Here is an 18038-nt window from a genome sequence, read left to right as displayed (position 1 = left end):
CTCACAGCCGTTCCGCCGTGAGCAGAGCGGCGGTCCGCAGGCGGGGCTGTGCGCCCCGTCCCGCGGACCGTGGTCACCTACGCCGCGGCGAGCGCTCGCCGGTGGCTGATGCGGTGACCGACCCAGAGTCCGATTCCGATGAGCCCGATGAGGGCGACCCCGAGCATCCAGGGCAGCATCGACGGCGCCGCCCCGGCGGTCGCCGTGGCGAGCGTGCCGGACCCGTCGGCGATGAGTCCGTTGCCGGCGGCGAGATCGGCGGCACCCGTCTTGACCTTGACACCGCCGTCGGCGAGATCGCTCGAGCCGGACGCCGCGGTCTCCGCGCCCTCGGAGAGCTTGCCGATACCGGTGTTGAGATCGGCGGCACCGCGCTGCAGCGTCGCCGCGCCCTCGGCGAGCCGAGTCGCGCCCTCGTCCAGGCTGGCGGCACCCGAGTTGAGGCGCACGGAGCCGTCGTGCAGCGACGCCGCACCGTCTGAGAGCGTGGTGAGACCGCCCGCGAGACGGCTGGCGCCCGCCGTGAGCTCGGACGTTCCCGCCTTGAGCGGCTGCAGGCCTGTGGCGAGCTGCTGCGCACCGGCGGAGAGCTGGGAGGTGCCCGCCTTAAGGGTCTTGGCACCCTCCAGAAGCGCCGGTGCGCCCTTCTTGACGTCGACCAGTGCGACCGTGCCGGGCCAGCCCTTCGAGGCATCGCCGTTCACGATCGCGTTCACCCCGCCGGCGACCTGCTGCGCGCCGCTGGCCGCTGCGATGGTTCCCTTCGCCAGCTGCGGTGCCACCTTTGCCGCTCCGGCGATGCCGTCGACCTGCGCATCGACTCCCGCCGCAAGCGCGGCGAGCTGCTGAAGCTGCATATCTGTGGGGTTCGCGGCAGCGAGTGCGGCGAGGGAGTCGGCCAGCTTCTGCGAGTTCACCGGGGCGTCGGTCGCCGCCGCGGTGATCGCTGCAATTGCGCCATCGCTCGCGAGAGTCTGCAGCTCGGGGGTGACGGCGTCCGAGAGCTGCGCGCTGAAGCCGCTCGCGGCCGTGGACACGGCACTGGAGTACTGATGCGCCCCCGCGACACCGTCCGACAGCGCGGTCATTCCGGCGACCACGGACTTGGCGCCGGCATCCACGCCCTGCGCGCCGCCGGAGAGCTTCTGCGCCCCGGCGATCGCCGACTGGGCGCCGACGTCGGCCTTGAGCAGACCCGCCGTGAGATCCTGCGCACCGGTGAGCGCCGACTGCGCTCCCGCGCTGAGCCGACCGGCCCCTGTCTCTGCGCTCGAGGCGCCCGCGGCGAGAGTGCCCGCGCCGGCGGCCAGTGAATCGGCGCCGGCCTGTGCGCTCAGGGCGCCCGCGGCGACCTTCTCGGATCCCTCGTGGGCGGTCGTCGCGCCGGCGGCGAGCTCCTCCGTTCCCGAGGCGAGCTTGTCGGCACCGGCCGAGAGCTCTTCGGCACCGGCGGCGAGGTCGGATGAGCCGTCCCGCGCGGTCACCGTTCCGTCGGAGAGCTCGGCCGCTCCCGCGGCGATCTTTCCCGTGGTCATGAAGAAGATGATCACCATCGCTGCCAGTAGCAGTCCGAGGATGGTGACGGTGATGCGCATGCCATTGCCGTGCGCGTGGGGCGTAGAACTCGTCATTGAGGCTCCAGAGGTCGGTGGCGTCGTTGCCACGGCGAGTGTATGGGCGGGATCGCGCGGCGGACCGGGACTTTGACGCCGGGAACCAAGTTTCGCGAGCGGTGAGACTCCGTTTTATGTGCTGACCCTCCAAAGCCTGTTGACGACATGTCAACAGGTGCACGGCCGACAACGTGGACGACAGTTGTTTTCGTCACGCCTAAAAGATAGATTTTCGGTGTGCCTAAATCTGTCCGTCGCTTGGCCGCGCTCGCGCTTCTGGGCACCGCCGCGCTCACGGGATGCTCGACTCAGGATGCTCCGCGCGACGAACGCCCCGTCGTGCTGACGACCTTCACCGTGCTCGCCGACATCGCACAGAACATCGCCGGCGACCATCTGCGCGTGGAGTCGATCACCAAGCCCGGCGCCGAGATCCACGGCTATGAGCCGACCCCCGGAGATGTGCGTCAAGCCGCAGAGGCCGAGCTGATCCTCGACAACGGGCTGAACCTCGAGGCCTGGTTCGCGCAGTTCATGGATTCGGTGCACGTGTCGCACGTGGTCGTCTCGGACGGCATCGAGGTGATGGACATCACGGCGGACGCCTACGCCGGCAAGCCCAATCCGCATGCCTGGATGAGCCCCCTGAACGTGCAGATCTACGCCGACAACATGGCCGCCGCCTTCGCCGATCTCGACCCGCGGAACGCCGACGACTACGCCGCCAACGCGGAGGCGTACAAGGGCGAGCTGCAGCGGGTGCACGACGATCTGGTCGCGGAGCTCTCCGAACTGCCGAAGGCGCAGCGCGCGCTGGTCACCTGCGAGGGCGCCTTCTCCTACCTCGCGAGGGATGCCGAATTGACCGAGGCGTACATCTGGCCGGTCAACGCCGAGCAGCAGGCGACTCCACGGCAGATCGCAGCCACGATCGAGTTCGTCGAGGAGAACGACGTGCCGGCGGTCTTCTGCGAGTCGACCGTCTCGGATCGCGCGATGCAGCAGGTGGTCGAGGCCACCGGCGCGGACTTCGGCGGCATCCTGTACGTCGATTCCCTCTCCATGACCGACGGTCCGGTGCCGACGTATCTGGACCTTCTGCGCCACGACGCCGACACGATCGTCGCCGGTCTCACGAGCCGAGGCGGTTCGGGGAGCGGATCGTGAGCAGCATCGAGGTCGCCGGCGCGACGGTCCGTTACGGCGATGTGCTCGCCCTCGACGATGTGTCCCTGACGGTCGAATCGGGGCGCGTGACCGGACTGATCGGCATGAACGGCTCCGGCAAATCGACGCTCTTCAAGACGATCCTGGGGCTGGTGCATCCGGCATCCGGCACCGTGACGATCGACGGCGGCGACCCGGCATCCGCCCGCCGGCGCGGCCGCGTCGGGTACGTGCCCCAGAGCGAGGACGTCGACTGGGCGTTCCCCGTCTCGGTGCGCGACGTCGTGATGATGGGCAGGTACGGGCGTCAGGGATTCCTGCGGCGAGCGCGACCGGCGGATCGCGATGCCGTCGCCGAGGCGCTGGAGCGGGTCGAGCTCACCGACCTCGCCGACCGGCAGATCGGGCAGCTGTCCGGCGGCCAGCGCAAGCGCGCCTTCGTCGCCCGCGGCATCGCGCAGGGCGCCGGCATCCTGCTGCTGGACGAACCGTTCGCGGGCGTCGACAAGCGCAGCGAGGCCACCATCGTCCGTCTGCTGCGCGAGCTCGCGGCAGCCGGAAGCACCGTGCTGGTGTCGACGCACGACCTGCACGCGCTGCCCTCGCTCGCCGACGAGGCCGTGCTGCTGCTGCGTCGGGTGCTGTTCCACGGTTCGGTCGATGCAGCGCTGGAGCCGGCTAACCTGTCGCGGGCGTTCGGTCTCGACCCGAGCGGCGACCAGGGGGGACCGTCATGATCTGGGACTGGATCGCAGAGCCCCTGCAGTACGACTTCATGGTGCGCGCTCTGGTGACGACCGTGATCGCCGCGGTCGTGTGCGCGCTGTTGTCGTGCTGGCTGGTGCTGGTCGGGTGGTCGCTGATGGGGGATGCCGTCTCGCACGCCGTCCTGCCCGGCGTCGTGATCGCCTACGTGCTCGGGGCTCCGTTCGCGATCGGCGCCCTGGTGTTCGGGCTGCTCGCGGTGGCACTGATCGGTCTCATCCGCGGCACGAGCCGGGTCAAGGAGGATGCCGCGATCGGCATCGTGTTCAGCACCCTGTTCGCGCTGGGACTCGTGATGATCTCGATGACCCCCAGCCAGACCGACCTGAACCACATCATCTTCGGCAACATCCTCGGCGTCTCGGATGCCGATCTGCTGCAGATCGCGATCCTCGCCGCCGTCGCGTTCACCGTGCTCGTCGTCAAACGCCGCGACCTCACCCTCTACGCGTTCGACCCGACCCACGCCTTCGCGATCGGACTCTCACCGCGGATGCTCGGCGCACTGCTGCTGGGCGTGCTGGCGCTCACCGCCGTCGTCGCGCTGCAGGTGGTCGGCGTCGTCCTGGTGGTGGCGATGCTGATCATCCCCGGCGCCACGGCGTACCTGCTGACCGACCGGTTCGGGCGGATGCTGGTGATCGCACCCGTCCTCTCGGCGGCGTGCAGCGTCGTCGGCATCTATCTCAGCTACTGGATCGACGCGGCATCCGGCGGGCTCGTGGTCGTCGTGCAGGGATGCGTGTTCGCCCTCGTGTATCTGTTCTCACCGCGTCAGGGCGTGATCGGCAGGCGCTTGCGCCAGCGGAATGCGCTCAGGTCAGGCGGCGCGGCCGTTCGGGGTCACCACGGCTCGGCCTGAGAGCTCACCGGCCTCGAGCTTGCGATAGGCCTCGAGGGCGTCATCCATCTCGTAGTACTCGACATCCGGCGAGATCTGTCCCGCACGGTAGAGCGCGGCGACCTCATGAAGCTCCTCGATCGTGCCCCAGTAGGTGCTGGTGAAGTCCACCTCGTACGGCACCTTGAAGAAGTTCCAGGCGAACTCGCCGCCCGCGATGCCCACGACGGTCAGCCGGCCCTGGCGCGCGACGACGGATGCGGCGAGCGCGATGGTCGGCGCGACGCCGACGAAATCGAAGACCGCCGTCACGCCCTTGCCGCCGGTGAGTTCGCGGATGCGGTCGGCCTGCCCCTCACCGCCGGGAACGGTGACCGCGCCGAACTCCTCGGCGCGCGCCATGGCCTCCGGCTTCATGTCGGTCGCGATGACCGTGGCTCCCGTGATCGCCTTGAGGATCTGCACGGCGACGAGCCCGAGTCCGCCCAGCCCGATCACGAGGGCCGTCTTCCCTCCGCCTGCCAGCTTCGGCAGCGACAGTTTGATGGCGTGATACGGGGTGAGGCCGGCATCCGCCAGCGGTGCCGCCGCGTACGGGTCCGCGTCGCCCAGCGGCACGAGATTGCGCGCCGGAACCGTCATGTACTCGGCCATGCCGCCGTCGCGGCCGAGGCCCGACGCCATGTACGGCATGTCCGCGACGTTCTCGCAGTAGGTGTCCTGGCCGCGGGAGCACGGAGCGCAGTGCCCGCAGCCGATCGGACCGTAGACCAGGAACGCATCGCCCTTGGCCAGTCCGGTGACGCCCTCGCCGAGCTCCTCGATCCACCCGGATGTCTCGTGACCCAGGATGTACGACGGCTCGAGCTGCGTCATGCCCATGCTCTCGTCGTAGTCCTGATAGACCGCGACGTCGGAGTGGCAGGCGCCTGCACCGGCGACCTTCAGAAGAACCTCGCCGGGACCGGGTGTGGGCTTGTCGACCTCGCTGACGGTCGGCGGGGTCTTCCACTTCTCGAAAACGACTGCACGCATGATGCCTCCTGCTCGGTTGCGTATCTCCGCTCGACGGCGGGATGTCGGCCTACAGGTGCGACGCTACCTTCTGCCCGAAGGGAGAGACAGGGGTGGACAACCGCGCGAAAGCATGCGACAGATCGGCGATGAGGTCACCCGCGTTCTCGAGGCCGATCGACAGGCGCAGGACGTCGGCATCCGGACGCGCGTCGGCGGGAACGGGACGATGGGTGAGCGCTGCGGGATGCTGGATGAGCGAGTCCACCCCGCCCAGCGACACGGCGTGCGTGAACAGCTGCACGGCGGAGGCCACGGCGCTCGCGGCGGCGTATCCCCCGCGCATGCGCATCGCGATCATGGCTCCCGTGCCTCGCATCTGGCGATCGAGGATGCCCTGCGGGTCGCCGGTGAGCCCAGGGAAGAACACCTCGTCGACCTCGGGCTGATCGATCAGCCATTGCACGATCTGCCGCGCGTTCTCCTGCTGCTGGCGCATGCGCACCGGCAGTGTGGTGAGGCCTCGGTGGAGAAGGTAGGCACCGAGCGGATGCAGCAGGCCACCGGTCACCGCGCGAACCCGGCGCAGCGCCTCGGCGATCTCCTCGCTGCACGCGACGACGCCGGCGATCACGTCGCCGTGGCCGCCGAGATACTTCGTCGCGCTGTGCAGCGACATCGCCGCCCCGTGGTCGAGCGGGTTCTGCAGGATCGGCGTCACGAAGGTGTTGTCCACGACCACGGGGACGTCGCCGGCTGCCGCGACGACGGCCGCGATGTCGACGAGGTCGAGCGTGGGGTTCGCGGGCGTCTCGACGATGACGAGTCCGGTGTCGGGGCGGATGCTGGCACCCACCTCCGACGGATGGCAGTAGGTCGCCTCGGTGCCGAGCAGGCCAGTGCCGAGCAGATGGTCGGTGCCGCCGTACAGCGGCCGGACGGCCACGACGTGCCGCCTGCCCGTCGCGGAGGTCATCGCGAGGATCGCCGCGGTCATCGCCGCCATGCCCGAGGAGAAGGCGACGGATGCCTCGGCGTGCTCCATCTCGGCAAGCGCATCCTCGAACCGCGCGACGGTCGGATTCCACAGGCGGGCGTACACCAGACTGCCGTCATCGATCGGGCGGCCGCCGCCGGCCATCGCCTCATAGGAGTCGCCGCCGCGCTCGACGTCGGGCAACGGGTTCGTGGTGGACAGATCGATCGGCAGGGCGTGCACGCCGAGGGCGGCGAGGTCATCGCGCCCGCTGTGCACGGCAACGGTGTCGGGATGCAGACTCATGCTTCCACGTTGCCGGAACCGCAATCCGGATGGGGCAATTCGACAGCATCCGCCACGAAATCGGCCAGAATGGCATTCTTCAGCAGGCAGCGACGCCACGGAGGAGACGAGATTGACGAAACCGCAACTCGACGAGATCGACCTCGAGATCCTCGCCGCGCTCGAAGCGCGCGCCGACCTGACCAACAAGGCTCTCGCGCAGCAGCTCGGGCTCGCCGAGTCCACCTGTGCGCACCGGGTGCGCAGCCTTCGCGATCGCCGCATCATCCGCGGCACGCGCATCCGGCTCGACGACGCCGCGCTCGGCTATCCGCTCGAGGCGATCATCAAGGTACGCCTGGCCAACCACACCGGCGAGAAGGTCAACGCGCTGTTCGACGCACTCGTCGCGACGCCTCGGGTTCTGCGGGTGTTCCACGTCGCCGGCGTCGACGACTTCCTCGTGCACGTCGCCGTGCAGGATGCCACCGCGCTCCGCGACATCGTGCTCGAGCACATCACGGTGCATCCGGTCGTCCGCGGCACCGAGACGCAGCTGGTCTTCGAGTTACGCGACGGCCGCGGCGTGCTCGGGTAGCGGCGCCCTCTCAGCGACGGAGGAGCTTCTTCCAGCGCCGCTCGACGACCACGGGAACGGCCTGCGTGACCACGACATCCACGTTGAGCGAGCTGTTGTCCGGTCCGACGATGGCGATCGGGGTGGTCAGCGTCGGCTCGAGCGGATCGACCGGCATCTTCGCCAGCGCCCGGTGCGCGCGCACGTAGGCCGGGATCAGGATCACGACTGCGCCGACCCAGGCGAGCGGGTTGCTCATCGCGACGCCCCCGAAGCCCAGCAGAGCGCCCAGCACCACTGCGGCGCCGACGCGCATGAACAGCTCGACCACACCGGTGATGGTCGGGATCATCGCCTGTCCGAGACCCTGCAGCGCACCGCGCAGCACGAACAGCACGCCCAGCAGCGCGTAGGTCGAGCCGTTGATGATGAGCATCAGGTGGGCGAGCTCGACGACCTCGTCCGACCCTTCGCCCACGAACAGCCGCACCAGGTGTGTGCCGAACGCGATGAGCACGACGCCGAGCACGAGCGAGGCGATGATCGCCATCACGGTCGCCTGCTTCACGCCGGTGCGGATGCGGTCAGGGCGCCGGCCGCCGAAGTTCTGCGCCACGTACATCGACACGGCGAGGCCCAGGGATGCGAGCAGCGCCGTGGCGAGGCTGTCCACGCGCGACGCGGTCGTGTACGCCGCGACGGCTTCGGCACCGAGGACGTTGAGCGCCACCTGCACGACGAGCGTTCCGATCGCGATGATGGACGCCTGGAAGCCCATCGGCAGTCCGAGCCGCAGATGGTCGGCGATGTCGTTCCTGGTGATCTTCCAGTCCGCGCGCCGCACGTGCAGCACCGGCATCCGGCGCCTGACGAACTCGAGGCACAGCAGCACCGAGACCGCCTGCGCGACCACGGTCGCGAGCGCCGCTCCGGCGACGCCCCAGCCGACCGGCCCGACCAGGACGATGACGAGCACGACGTTCAGCGCGCAGGCGATCGTGAGGAAGATCAGCGGCGTCTTCGAGTCGCCGATCGCGCGGATGATGGCGGACAGGTAGTTGAAGAACATGGTCGCGCCGCCGCCGAGGAAGCTGATCTGCGTGAACAAGGTCGCCTCGGCGAGCAGCTCGGGGGGCGTGCGCATCAGCACGAGGACGGGCTCTGCCAGCAGCGGACCGCCGATGGTGATGAGGATGCTGGCGACCGCCGAGAGCAGCGTGCCGGTGGCGACCGAGCGGCGGACCGCCGCGGCATCCTTCGCGCCGAACGCCTGCGCGGTCGGGATGGCGAAACCGCTGGTCATGCCCCACGCGAAGCCGAGCAGCAGGAACAGCAGACTTCCGGTGGCGCCGACAGCGGCGAGCGAGTTCACGCCGAGTTCGCGCCCGACGACGATCGTGTCGACGACCTGATAGAGCTGCTGCACGACGTTGCCGATGAGCAGCGGCACGGAGAATGCGAGGATGACGCGCCAGGGGCGGCCAGTGGTGAGGGAGGTGGCCATACGGAGAAAGAGCTTCCGGAACGGAGATCGGGGGATCGGCCGCCGGCGACCGGCGGGCGCCCCAGTCTATCGAATCGATTCGGAAGCGACAGTGCGCACGCCGACGATTCGCCGGGGTGCGGAGGGTGCCGCAGTGGGCGCGGTCACTGCCACCGGTTCAGGCTTGGGACGCGCTTCGAACCTTCGGACCACCGTGCGCGCGATCGCACCGAGCACGAGCGCCGCCACGAGGGCGCCGGCCGCGACGAGCGCGGGAATCCACTGGCCGGAGAAGCCCGGCGTCAGGCTGAGCATCGCTCCGCCGATCCACACCGCCACCGCTCCCCCGGTCACACCTGCGGCTCCGAGAGCGAGCGCCACGACCACGGCGATCGCGCACAGCATGGCGAGTCCTGCTCCCGCCAGTCCGATCCACAGGAAGACCTCTGCAAGGTCGCGCACCACACCTATCGTTGACATTCTGACCCCCCCGGTCGCCTCCGTCACTCTCAAGGTACGGTCTTCGGCGCAGCCCCGCATCAGCCGAAAGGATGATGTTACTGAAACGGGTCCAAGAAACCGCCGTCGCACGCGCATGAGGCCATGATGGAGGGGTGGCCGTACCTCTCTCCGAACTGTCGCGGATGCCGGATCCGCAGCTCGTCTACGCCGCCGACGGAACGCGCCTGGCGACCTACACCTGGGGCGATGTCGATGCGCCGGTGGTCGTCATCGTGCACGGCTTCGCCTCGAACGTCCGGGACAACTGGGTGCTCACCGGCTGGGTGCGCGAGCTGACCAGGGCCGGCTACCGGGTGCTCGCGCTCGACCAGCGCGGCCACGGCGCCAGCGACAAGCCGCACGAGCCGGACGCCTATGCGATCCGCACGCTCGTGGCCGATGTCGAGACCGTGATGGACACCTACCTCGTCGAGGAGGCGTTCTACGTCGGGTATTCGCTCGGGTCACGGGTGGGCTGGGAGGTCGTGCGCGACCTTCCGCAGCGCATCGAGCGCGCTGTGCTGGGCGGCGTGCCCGACGGCATCCCGCTCGAAAGACTCGACCTCGACCAGGTGCGCGCGTACGTCGCGGACGGCACGTCGGTCACCGACCGGACGACGCAGAACTACATCGCGCTCACCGAGCGGGTGCCAGGCAACGACCTGCGCTCCCTGCTCGCCCTCGCCGAGGGCATGCGGACCACTCGCACCGTCGATCCCGACCCGGCGAACGCCCCGACGCGGCCGATCCTGTTCGCGACGGGATCCGAGGATGCCATCATCGAGGGCTCGCGTACGCTCTCGAGCGCCGCGCCGAACGGGCGGTTCTTCGAGATCCCCGGCCGCCACCACTTCAACGCTCCGGGCTCGCGGGCCTTCAAGGAGGCTGCACTGGCCTTCCTCAGCACGACCGAGACCTGACGACTGCCGGGGTACCGGCATCCGGTCTACGCTCGGAACATGTCCACTGTGATTCCTGCCATCGTCGCGCCCTCCGCCACCGATCCGCTGTTCACCGGCACAGTCGAACGCCGCGACGTCGGCGCGAAGGATGTGCGCATCGACATCCGCTGGGCGGGCATCTGCCACTCCGACATCCACACGGTGCAGGGCGACTGGGGTCCGCAGCCGTATCCCCTGACCGTCGGACACGAGATCGTCGGCACCGTCGCCGAGGTGGGATCCGAGGTCACGAACTTCGCCGTCGGCGACCGGGTCGGCGTCGGATGCCTGGTCAACTCCTGCGGCGAGTGCGCGAGCTGCGCGGCAGGGGCCGAGCAGTACTGCGAGAACGGTGCGACCGGAACGTACGCCGCGAAGGACGTCGACGGCACGATCACCCAGGGCGGGTACGCCACCTCCGTGGTGGTCACGGAGGGCTTCGTGCTGCGCGTGCCGGAGGCGATCCCGTTCGAGAAGGCGGCGCCGCTGCTGTGCGCCGGCATCACCACCTATTCGCCGCTGCGCCACTGGAACGCCGGCCCCGGCAAGAAGGTCGCCGTGATCGGTCTCGGCGGGCTCGGCCACATGGCCGTCAAGATCGCCCACGCGATGGGGGCGGAGGTCACGGTGCTCTCACGCTCCGAGGCGAAGCGGGACGACGCGCTGAAGCTGGGCGCCGACCACTACTTCGCGACCGAGGATCGCGAGACGTTCCGCACCCTGCGGAACGAGTTCGACCTGATCATCAATTCGGTGTCCGCCGCGATCGACCTGGACGCGCACCTGAAGCTGCTCGCGCTCGACGGCACGCTCGTCAACGTCGGCGCTCCGTCCGAGCCGATGGGCGTTCGTGCCGGCACGCTGATCGGCCGTCGGCGCTCGTTCGCGGGATCCAACATCGGCGGCATCGCCGAGACCCAGGAGATGCTCGACTTCTGCGCCGAGCACGGCATCGCCCCCGAGGTCGAGATCACCTCGGCCGACCAGGTCAACGAGGCCTGGGCTCGAGTGCTGGCATCCGACGTGCGCTACCGCTTCGTGATCGACATCGAGACGCTCCGGGGCTGATGGCCGCCGCGCGCGGTTCAGGTCGCAGAAACCGCCGCTGACGGCATCCCGTGGCGGCGGTTTCTGCGACCTGGGCTCAGGCGTCGCGCTTGGGAAGCACCCAGCCCGCACGCGGGAAGTGGCAGGTGTATCCGTTCGGGATCCTGATCAGATAGTCCTGGTGCTCGGGCTCGGCCTCCCAGAACGGGCCCTCCGGCTCGATCGCGGTGACGGCCTTGGCGGGCCAGAGGCCCGAGGCGTCGACGTCGGCGATCGTGTCGCGAGCGACCTGCTCCTGCTCGGGGCTGAGCGGGAAGATCGCCGAACGGTAGCTCGAGCCGACATCGTTGCCCTGGCGGTCGAGCGTCGACGGGTCGTGGATCTGGAAGAAGAACGCCAGGATGTCGCGATACGTGGTCGCAGCCGGGTCGAACACGATCTCCACCGCCTCGGCGTGACCGGGGTGGTTGCGATACGTCGCGTTGGCGTTCTCGCCGCCGGTGTAGCCGACGCGGGTGTCGAGCACGCCGGGCTGGCGGCGGATGAGGTCTTCCATGCCCCAGAAGCAGCCGCCGGCGAGGACGGCGGTCTCGGTGCCGGCTGTGCGGGTGATGGTGCCGGGGTCTGTCATTGCGTTCTCCTTGGTGGTGGCGTCGAAGAGGCTGCGTACCGACCGTACTCCTCTTCGTCCGGTCCTCTTCCAGCGTCGCTGGCTGCGGCGTCACTGATTGCAACCGCAGCGGTGCCGGTTTTGGTCCCGTGGGGCTGAACGCGCGCTGTGAGTTCACGGCTTCGAATGCCAGGCTGGGAGGAACGCCCCGATCGGAGGACACCCATGGATGCCGACGCTGCTGCTGCCGCACGCGAGATGCCCCGCATCGTGGGCGACGCCCTCACCGCTTCCGCCGCCGAGGCCGGATCGGCCTGGCGCCTCGAGCCCGCCGAGCGCGGTCTCGACGCGAACGTGATCGCGCTGCCGGCCGGCGACGAGATCCGCACGCACACCGGACCGGAGCTGGACGTCCTGATCGTGGTGCTCACGGGTTCCGGAACGCTCGAGACCGAGACGGATGCCATCGCCCTCGAACCCGGCGGAATCGTCTGGCTGCCCCCGAGGTCGCAGCGCAGGTTCATCGCCGGCGAAGAGGGGCTGCGCTACTTCTCGGTGCATCAGCGCAAGCCCGGTCTCAGCATCCGATCGCGGGTCGGGTGACCGCCCGCGTGTGAGATGGTTTTCGTCGATTTCGAGCGTCCACGGCCGACGAAAGGCCGCCGGCATGTTCGGTCTGTCACAACGATCCCCGGCCGGGAGCGGGCACCCCGTACGGTTTCACGCATGACTGAGAACCCGATCACCGACGCTCTCGTCCTCATCACCGGCGCCGCCCGCGGCATGGGTGAGCTCTACGCCCGGCGCGCGGTCGCCGCGCGTGCTCGCGCCGTCGCGCTGTGGGACATCGATGAGGATGCCGCCACCGCTCTCGCCGCCGACCTCTCCCGCTCCGGCGTGGACGTGCGCGCCTACCGGGTGGACGTGTCGCGCCACGACGAGATCGTCTCGGGTCTGCAGCGCGTGCGCGCAGACGTGGGCGCACCGGATGTCGTGATCAACAACGCCGGAATCGTGCGCGGCAAGGCGTTCTGGGATCACGATCCCGAACGCGACATCGAGGCGACCATGCGTATCAACACGCTCGCGGCGATGTGGCTCACGCGCGAGGTGCTGCCGGACATGATCGCCGACACGACCCGCCCCAAGCGCATCCTCAACATCGCCTCTGCCGCCGGAACCCTGGCCAATCCGAACATGAGCGTGTACGCGGCATCCAAGTGGGCGATGATCGGCTGGAGCGAATCGGTGCGCCTCGAACTCGCCGCGCACGGTCACGGGCATGTCAAGGTGACGACGTTCTGCCCGAGCTACATCTCGACGGGCATGTTCGCGGGCGCGCGGGGGCCGCTGCTCACGCCGATCATGACGCCCCGGCACGCGACCGCGGTCGCATGGAACGGGATGCTGCGCGGAACACCGATGGTGCTGCGGCCGTGGACGGTGAAGCTGTCGATGGCGCTGCGCGGAGTTCTGCCGACGAGGGCATGGGACGTCCTGGCCCGCCAGGTGTTCAAGGTGTACTCGTCGATGGATGAGTTCACGGGACGCTCGTGAGGTGGCAGTAGTGTTGCTTTCCTGAAGTTCGGTGAGGCCTCACAGGGGGACGCATGTCGGTTGGTCTGCTCGCTGTCGTCGACGACATCCTGAGCGCGGCGCTGAAGGCGTCCGCGAAATCCGCCGGAGTCGTCATCGACGACGCCGCTGTGACGCCGCAGTACGTGCAGGGGATCACACCCGCGCGCGAGCTGCCCGTCGTGGCGAAGATCACCCTCGGCTCGCTGGTGAACAAGTTCGTGATCATCATCCCGATCGCGCTGCTGCTGACCGCGTTCGCACCGTGGGTGCTGCCGTTCCTGCTGATCATCGGCGGCACGTACCTGTGCTTCGAGGGCGCGGAGAAGGTGCTGGAGTGGTTCGGGTTCCATCACGAACACGCGGATGACGGCCCCCGCAACGAGAACAAACTCGTGTTCGGGGCGATCCGCACCGACCTGATCCTCTCCACCGAGATCATGCTCATCTCGCTGTCGAACCTCGACGCGGGACTGAGCCTCGGGATGACGCTCGTCATCCTCGCGGTGATCGCACTGCTGATGACATTGATCGTGTACGGCGCCGTGGCGCTGCTGGTCAAGATCGACGACATCGGGCTGAAGATGGCCAAGAACCCGTCCCGACGCGTGCGGCACACGGGCACCAGGATCGTGCGATCGATGCCGGCGGTGTTCCGGGTCATCAGCGTGGTCGGAACCGTCGCGATGCTGTGGGTCGGCGGTCACCTGCTGCTGGCGAATCTCGGCGAGGTCGGCGTGGTGTTCTTCAGCGACATGCTGCACGGGATCCATGACTTCCTCGCTCCGGCGGGCGGCGTGATCGCGTGGATCGGCGAGACGATCGTGTCCGCCGTGGCCGGGCTCATCGTCGGGCTGATCGTCGTCGGCGTGGTGCTCCTGATCGGGCGGATGCTGGGCAAGCGCCCCTCGTTCACCGAGGGCGGCGAGTCGCCCGCGCAGGTCGCGGCCCACTGACCTTCTTTGCGACAAGCCGTTGCGGAGGTGACGGGGCTCGCGTGTCTCCTCACGGATCAGAGGCGATTCTCCGGCAGCGGCACCTCTTCCACAGCCGCTTCGACACCGCGAAAATCACTGAACCGTGCCCACTCCGGACGAACCCGCACGATCACGACGGAGCGGCCGCGCACCGAATCAGTGAACTCAGGAAAGGCGCGCAGGTATTGCTCGCCATAACGCGCGGCCTCACTGCCGTCGAGCACGTCGGCGTGTCCCTCGATCTGCAACGTCGCACCATCCGCGCCCCCCATGACGACGGCGATGCGCGGGTCGCGCCGGATGTTGGAGATCTTGCGCGAGTCCAGTTTCGCGTCGAACACCAGCTCGCCGGCATCCGTCGCGGTGAGCGGAAGGTAGGCGGCCTGTGGGCGGCCGTCCGCGCCCAGGGTCGACACCACCGCGTGGCGCTGCTCGCTCACGTACGCGATCATCTCGGTCTTGTCCATGCGATCACACTACGCAGACGCCCCCGGCCATCCAGGAACGCGGACCGCAAGGAGTAGAGTTCCCCTGAACACACACGTGCTCCGGGGTCGGTGAAATTCCGAACCGGCGGTCAAAGTCCGCGACCCGAGGCCCCTACGGGGCCGAGGTTGAACCGGTGGAATTCCGGTACCGACAGTCACAGTCTGGATGGGAGAAGCACGATGGCGGAGCTGTCGCGGTGACGCGACGCACTGCCCTCATCGCCCCCGGAGAAGACGACTCCGAGGGGGATCACGATGGAACTGCTGCGCTGGCTGGTCGACGCCTTCAACTCGCAGTGGATGCTGCCCGGCGGGCAGACGCTCCTCATCCGCGAGGTCGTCGGCAACATCTTCGGCCTCGCCAGCGCCCTCGGCGGTATGCGTCGCAAGATCTGGGCGTGGCCGGTCGGCATCGTCGGCAATCTGCTGCTGCTCACCGTCTTCCTCGGCTCCATCCTCAGCCCAGAGCATTCGCTGCCGAACCTGCTCGGCCAGGCCGGACGTCAGGTCATGTTCATCGCCGTCGCGATCTACGGATGGATCCGCTGGCGACAAGCGGCAGCCGATACCGGCCAGGTCACGCCCCGCTGGGCCTCGAACGGCGCGCGCGTCGGGCTGGTCCTCACCCTGGTCATCGGCACCGTCGCCCTCACTCCCCTGTTCCGCGTGCTCGGCTCCTACGAACCGGTGTGGGCGGACGCCTGGACCTTCGTCGGCTCGCTGCTCGCGACCTACGGGATGGCCAAGGGGTGGACGGAGTTCTGGCTCATCTGGATCGCCGTCGACGTGGTCGGGGTGCCTCTGCTGTTCAGCGCGGGGTACTACGCCACCGGGTTCATGTACGTCTTCTACGGCGTCTTCACCGCCATCGGCTTCTTCGTCTGGTGGCGAGCGCAGGCGGGCGCCAAACCGCACATCGACACGATCATGCCCGACCCGCGCATCAGCAGTGCCGACGATAATAGGGACTGATGTTCGACAGCCCGCTCTCCGCCTCCGCATACGAGGTGCTCGGCGTCGATCCGAGCGCTACTGCCGAAGAGATCAAGCGTGCGTTCCGCCTTCGTCTGCGGCAGACCCATCCGGATGCCGGCGGTGACGCCTCCGCGTTCATCCAGGTCCAGCGGGCGTGGGAACTGGTCGGCACCCCGGAGGGGCGCGCCGCCTATGACCGCGGCCACGGCTTCGCCACGACATCCAGCACCACCACCGAAGAGCAGGACTGGAGCGGCTGGCGCGCGCCGGCGCCGCGCACCGACACCCGCCCGAAGGCACGCGCATACGGACACCCCGGCGGCTGGCGCCGCGAGCGCTACCTCGCACTCATCCGGGAATGGGCAGGCCACGGCGTCGACGTCCCCAACCCGTACGACCCGGCGCTGGTGCGAAGCGCGCCGCTCGAGATCCGGCGCCTGCTCGCCGACGCCCTCGCGGAGGAGGCGACCGCGAGCACCGTCTCCGACCTCGGCATGGGATTCACGGTCTGGCACGACGTCGCCGTGGGAACCGATCCCGCCGACAAGCTCGATCACTTGGTCCTCAGCCCGTCCGGCCTGTACGGGGTCATGTCGGAGGACTTCGCCGAGGTCGTCCGCTTCCGACGCGGCGAGATCATCGGTCGCGGCGTCGACGGGCGAGCACCGGTCGCCACCCTCCTCGGACGCATGCGGGTCGTCGCCCGCGCCGCGAAGGTCCGCTTCGGCGGGGCGATCATCGTCCTGCCCGACGACGACCTCGACCAGGCCGTCACCGCTCTCGGCAAGGTGCGCGGCGTGCCCGTCGTCGTCGTGCGCCGCAGCGCACTGAGCATGGTGCTGCGCCAGGGCGTTCCCGGTGCCCGCGACATCGGCGGCAATGAGCTCTTCGACGTCCGCACCCGGCTGCAGCACACCGTGCGCTTCGTCTGACGGCGCCGGAAAAGTTAGCATTCAGCCATGACGAACGATCCGATCGACGACGTATCCATCGGAGGCGATGTCATCCGCCTCGGCCAATTCCTCAAGTTCTCGGGCCTGCTCGACTCCGGCGGAGACGCCAAAGAGGTCATCATCGACGGCTACGTGGACGTGAACGGCGAGGAGGAGCGCCGCCGCGGGCGTCAACTCCACGACGGCGACCTCGTCACTTTCGAGGGCCGAACGGTCCGCGTACGGCCCTGACCGCCCACGCGGCGCTGCCCCTCAGTCCTCCCTCAGCGGAACGAAGCTGTAGAGCCCGGCATCGTGCCGGCGCCGCACGCGGCCGTCTCTCGCATCCGTGACGGTCATCGCTCCGGAGACCGGCGCGACCATACGTCCGCCGTCCGCGAGCTGGTCGATGAGCGCGTCCGGCACGCGTCCGAAATCGGCGGAGACCAGGATGCGGTCGAACGGCGCGGATGCCGGGAGCCCCAGCATCCCGGTGGTCGCCTGCTCGATGCGGGCGTCGATGTCCGCCGTGGACAGCCGGCCTCGGCCGAACTCCACGAGCTCCGGCACCCGTTCCACGCCGATCACGGTCCCGTCGGGGCCGGCGAGGTGCGCGAGCAGCGCCGTCGTCCAGCCCGAGCCACTGCCGACGTCGAGCACGCGATCACCGGGACGGACGGCGAGCAGTTCCAGCATCCGGGCGACGGTCGACGGCTGCGAGTTCGTGGCATCCCATCCGATCATGACCGGGCGGTCGGCGTCGGCGAGGTGCCTCACCTCGTCCGGAAGGAAGTCCGCTCGCTCGACCTCGGCGAAGGCGGCGCGCACCCGCTCGCGCGTCTCGTCGTCGACGTGGATGCCCATGAACTCAGCCTCCGGGAGGCGCGTCGAGAACCGTGGGGATGTACTCGAGCAGCTGGCTGCGGTCGTCGAAGGTGCGCGATTCGATGAGATCCAGGCGCACGTCGGGGTACCCGTCGAAAATGCGCTCCTGGCCGGTGGCACCCGTGATGACGGGGAAGATGACCACCCGGTATCGGTCGACCAGTCCGGCCAGCAGCAGCGCACGGCACAGCGATACGCTGCCGAGAGTCCGCAGCGGCCGGTCGGAGGTCTCCTTCAGCGTGCGCACGAATGCGACGGCATCCTCCCTCACAAGCGTGGAGTTCGCCCAGGTGAGCGGCTCTTTGAGCGTGGAGGAGAACACATACTTCGGCACGTCGTCGAGCGAGTCGACGCCCTCGGTCTCGCTTTCGGCGAATGCCGACATG

21 protein-coding genes and 1 riboswitch are annotated in these 18038 nt (G+C 68.8%); of the genes, 12 read left to right on the top strand and 9 right to left on the bottom strand.

The features are described 5' to 3' along the window. Positions 1 to 77: 77 nt before the first annotated feature. Positions 78 to 1631 carry a YhgE/Pip domain-containing protein gene (locus tag MAE01_RS03840; protein WP_147038240.1) on the bottom strand — a complete coding sequence of 518 codons (1554 nt, stop codon included), beginning with the start codon at positions 1629 to 1631 and terminating at the stop codon, positions 78 to 80. Positions 1632 to 1850: 219 nt separating this feature from the next. Here MAE01_RS03840 and MAE01_RS03835 point away from each other — a divergent pair, with 219 nt between their 5' ends. Genes MAE01_RS03835 through MAE01_RS03825 form a run of 3 tightly spaced genes read left to right on the top strand, consistent with a single transcriptional unit; the run spans position 1851 to position 4407 of the window. Further along, entirely contained in the window at positions 1851 to 2780 is a 930-nt protein-coding gene (locus MAE01_RS03835) for a metal ABC transporter substrate-binding protein (RefSeq protein WP_147038239.1), read from the top strand. Then, entirely contained in the window at positions 2777 to 3517 is a 741-nt protein-coding gene (locus MAE01_RS03830; RefSeq protein ID WP_147038238.1) for a metal ABC transporter ATP-binding protein, read from the top strand. Before MAE01_RS03835 ends, MAE01_RS03830 begins: the two co-directional genes overlap by 4 nt. Beyond that, positions 3514 to 4407 carry a metal ABC transporter permease gene (locus MAE01_RS03825; protein WP_147038237.1) on the top strand — a complete coding sequence of 298 codons (894 nt, stop codon included), beginning with the start codon at positions 3514 to 3516 and terminating at the stop codon, positions 4405 to 4407. The genes MAE01_RS03830 and MAE01_RS03825 overlap by 4 nt, the downstream gene beginning before the upstream one ends. Here the strand turns inward: MAE01_RS03825 and MAE01_RS03820 are convergent. Further along, entirely contained in the window at positions 4366 to 5421 is a 1056-nt protein-coding gene (locus MAE01_RS03820; protein ID WP_147038236.1) for an NAD(P)-dependent alcohol dehydrogenase, read from the bottom strand. The two genes, MAE01_RS03825 and MAE01_RS03820, sit on opposite strands and share 42 nt — an antisense overlap. A 49-nt stretch (positions 5422 to 5470) precedes the next feature. Further along, positions 5471 to 6682, bottom strand: coding sequence for a trans-sulfuration enzyme family protein (locus MAE01_RS03815; protein ID WP_147038235.1), 1212 nt, complete (start codon positions 6680 to 6682; stop codon positions 5471 to 5473). A 112-nt stretch (positions 6683 to 6794) separates the two neighbouring features. Here MAE01_RS03815 and MAE01_RS03810 point away from each other — a divergent pair, with 112 nt between their 5' ends. Beyond that, a complete protein-coding gene (locus tag MAE01_RS03810; RefSeq protein WP_186806111.1) occupies positions 6795 to 7259 on the top strand; it encodes an Lrp/AsnC family transcriptional regulator in 465 nt (154 codons plus the stop codon). Between the two features lie 10 nt (positions 7260 to 7269). Here the strand turns inward: MAE01_RS03810 and MAE01_RS03805 are convergent, their stop codons facing one another. Both MAE01_RS03805 and MAE01_RS03800 read right to left on the bottom strand, forming a co-directional pair. Further along, positions 7270 to 8742, bottom strand: coding sequence for an MATE family efflux transporter (locus tag MAE01_RS03805; protein WP_147038233.1), 1473 nt, complete (start codon positions 8740 to 8742; stop codon positions 7270 to 7272). Between the two features lie 66 nt (positions 8743 to 8808). Then, a complete protein-coding gene (locus MAE01_RS03800) occupies positions 8809 to 9183 on the bottom strand; it encodes a hypothetical protein (protein WP_147038232.1) in 375 nt (124 codons plus the stop codon). 152 nt (positions 9184 to 9335) lie between these two features. Between MAE01_RS03800 and MAE01_RS03795 the strand changes: the two genes are divergently transcribed. Beyond that, on the top strand, positions 9336 to 10142 hold the full coding sequence (locus MAE01_RS03795) for an alpha/beta fold hydrolase (RefSeq protein ID WP_186806110.1): 807 nt from the start codon (positions 9336 to 9338) through the stop codon (positions 10140 to 10142). Between the two features lie 39 nt (positions 10143 to 10181). Beyond that, positions 10182 to 11231, top strand: coding sequence for an NAD(P)-dependent alcohol dehydrogenase (locus tag MAE01_RS03790; protein WP_147038231.1), 1050 nt, complete (start codon positions 10182 to 10184; stop codon positions 11229 to 11231). 76 nt (positions 11232 to 11307) lie between these two features. On the opposite strand, the gene msrA is transcribed toward MAE01_RS03790, so the two are convergent. Beyond that, entirely contained in the window at positions 11308 to 11841 is a 534-nt protein-coding gene (msrA, locus tag MAE01_RS03785; protein WP_147038230.1) for a peptide-methionine (S)-S-oxide reductase MsrA, read from the bottom strand. A 204-nt stretch (positions 11842 to 12045) separates the two neighbouring features. Between msrA and MAE01_RS03780 the strand changes: the two genes are divergently transcribed. From MAE01_RS03780 to MAE01_RS03770, 3 genes are all read left to right on the top strand, one after another. Then, the gene (locus MAE01_RS03780) at positions 12046 to 12423 is read left to right on the top strand and encodes a cupin domain-containing protein (RefSeq protein ID WP_147038229.1); all 378 of its coding nucleotides are present in this window, start codon (positions 12046 to 12048) and stop codon (positions 12421 to 12423) included. A 123-nt stretch (positions 12424 to 12546) separates the two neighbouring features. Beyond that, positions 12547 to 13377 (top strand): SDR family NAD(P)-dependent oxidoreductase, encoded by an 831-nt coding sequence (locus tag MAE01_RS03775; RefSeq protein WP_147038228.1) that lies wholly within the window; start codon positions 12547 to 12549, stop codon positions 13375 to 13377. A 53-nt stretch (positions 13378 to 13430) separates the two neighbouring features. Beyond that, positions 13431 to 14351, top strand: coding sequence for a DUF808 domain-containing protein (locus MAE01_RS03770; protein ID WP_147038227.1), 921 nt, complete (start codon positions 13431 to 13433; stop codon positions 14349 to 14351). A gap of 56 nt (positions 14352 to 14407) precedes the next feature. On the opposite strand, the gene MAE01_RS03765 is transcribed toward MAE01_RS03770, so the two are convergent. Beyond that, complete coding sequence (locus MAE01_RS03765) at positions 14408 to 14839, bottom strand: pyridoxamine 5'-phosphate oxidase family protein (RefSeq protein WP_147038226.1); 432 nt, start codon at positions 14837 to 14839, stop codon at positions 14408 to 14410. A 73-nt stretch (positions 14840 to 14912) separates the two neighbouring features. After that, positions 14913 to 15042: riboswitch (FMN riboswitch) on the top strand. 73 nt (positions 15043 to 15115) lie between these two features. On the opposite strand from MAE01_RS03765, the gene pnuC reads away from it, so the two are divergent. From pnuC to MAE01_RS03750, 3 genes are read left to right on the top strand one after another with little or no spacing between them, the layout of a single operon-like run. Continuing rightward, complete coding sequence (gene pnuC, locus MAE01_RS03760) at positions 15116 to 15832, top strand: nicotinamide riboside transporter PnuC (protein WP_147038225.1); 717 nt, start codon at positions 15116 to 15118, stop codon at positions 15830 to 15832. Further along, complete coding sequence (locus MAE01_RS03755) at positions 15832 to 16767, top strand: J domain-containing protein (protein ID WP_147038224.1); 936 nt, start codon at positions 15832 to 15834, stop codon at positions 16765 to 16767. Before pnuC ends, MAE01_RS03755 begins: the two co-directional genes overlap by 1 nt. Before the next feature lie 27 nt (positions 16768 to 16794). Next, complete coding sequence (locus MAE01_RS03750) at positions 16795 to 17019, top strand: RNA-binding S4 domain-containing protein (RefSeq protein WP_147038223.1); 225 nt, start codon at positions 16795 to 16797, stop codon at positions 17017 to 17019. A 21-nt stretch (positions 17020 to 17040) separates the two neighbouring features. Here MAE01_RS03750 and MAE01_RS03745 read toward each other — a convergent pair whose 3' ends face one another. Further along, positions 17041 to 17631, bottom strand: coding sequence for a protein-L-isoaspartate O-methyltransferase family protein (locus tag MAE01_RS03745; protein WP_147038222.1), 591 nt, complete (start codon positions 17629 to 17631; stop codon positions 17041 to 17043). A 4-nt stretch (positions 17632 to 17635) separates the two neighbouring features. After that, a partial coding sequence (locus tag MAE01_RS03740) for a dihydrofolate reductase family protein (protein WP_147038221.1) occupies positions 17636 to 18038 on the bottom strand: 403 nt, incomplete at its 5' end.

Origin of the sequence: Microbacterium aerolatum (genome assembly GCF_007988825.1) — a bacterium.
GTDB lineage: Bacteria > Actinomycetota > Actinomycetes > Actinomycetales > Microbacteriaceae > Microbacterium > Microbacterium aerolatum.
Note: the sequence above shows the minus strand (reverse complement) of the source record. Positions and strands in the feature narration are given on the sequence as shown.

What these genes read in the sequence shown, in the direction of transcription:
- MAE01_RS03765 (WP_147038226.1), bottom strand. Translation starts at nt 14,839, where the DNA reads ATGGACAAGACCGAGATGATCGCGTACGTGAGCGAGCAGCGCCACGCG.
- MAE01_RS03775 (WP_147038228.1), top strand. Translation starts at nt 12,547, where the DNA reads ATGACTGAGAACCCGATCACCGACGCTCTCGTCCTCATCACCGGCGCC.
- MAE01_RS03825 (WP_147038237.1), top strand. Translation starts at nt 3,514, where the DNA reads ATGATCTGGGACTGGATCGCAGAGCCCCTGCAGTACGACTTCATGGTG.
- MAE01_RS03770 (WP_147038227.1), top strand. Translation starts at nt 13,431, where the DNA reads ATGTCGGTTGGTCTGCTCGCTGTCGTCGACGACATCCTGAGCGCGGCG.
- MAE01_RS03755 (WP_147038224.1), top strand. Translation starts at nt 15,832, where the DNA reads ATGTTCGACAGCCCGCTCTCCGCCTCCGCATACGAGGTGCTCGGCGTC.
- MAE01_RS03745 (WP_147038222.1), bottom strand. Translation starts at nt 17,631, where the DNA reads ATGGGCATCCACGTCGACGACGAGACGCGCGAGCGGGTGCGCGCCGCC.
- MAE01_RS03750 (WP_147038223.1), top strand. Translation starts at nt 16,795, where the DNA reads ATGACGAACGATCCGATCGACGACGTATCCATCGGAGGCGATGTCATC.
- msrA (WP_147038230.1), bottom strand. Translation starts at nt 11,841, where the DNA reads ATGACAGACCCCGGCACCATCACCCGCACAGCCGGCACCGAGACCGCC.
- MAE01_RS03840 (WP_147038240.1), bottom strand. Translation starts at nt 1,631, where the DNA reads ATGACGAGTTCTACGCCCCACGCGCACGGCAATGGCATGCGCATCACC.
- pnuC (WP_147038225.1), top strand. Translation starts at nt 15,116, where the DNA reads ATGGAACTGCTGCGCTGGCTGGTCGACGCCTTCAACTCGCAGTGGATG.
- MAE01_RS03790 (WP_147038231.1), top strand. Translation starts at nt 10,182, where the DNA reads ATGTCCACTGTGATTCCTGCCATCGTCGCGCCCTCCGCCACCGATCCG.
- MAE01_RS03815 (WP_147038235.1), bottom strand. Translation starts at nt 6,682, where the DNA reads ATGAGTCTGCATCCCGACACCGTTGCCGTGCACAGCGGGCGCGATGAC.
- MAE01_RS03780 (WP_147038229.1), top strand. Translation starts at nt 12,046, where the DNA reads ATGGATGCCGACGCTGCTGCTGCCGCACGCGAGATGCCCCGCATCGTG.
- MAE01_RS03805 (WP_147038233.1), bottom strand. Translation starts at nt 8,742, where the DNA reads ATGGCCACCTCCCTCACCACTGGCCGCCCCTGGCGCGTCATCCTCGCA.
- MAE01_RS03820 (WP_147038236.1), bottom strand. Translation starts at nt 5,421, where the DNA reads ATGCGTGCAGTCGTTTTCGAGAAGTGGAAGACCCCGCCGACCGTCAGC.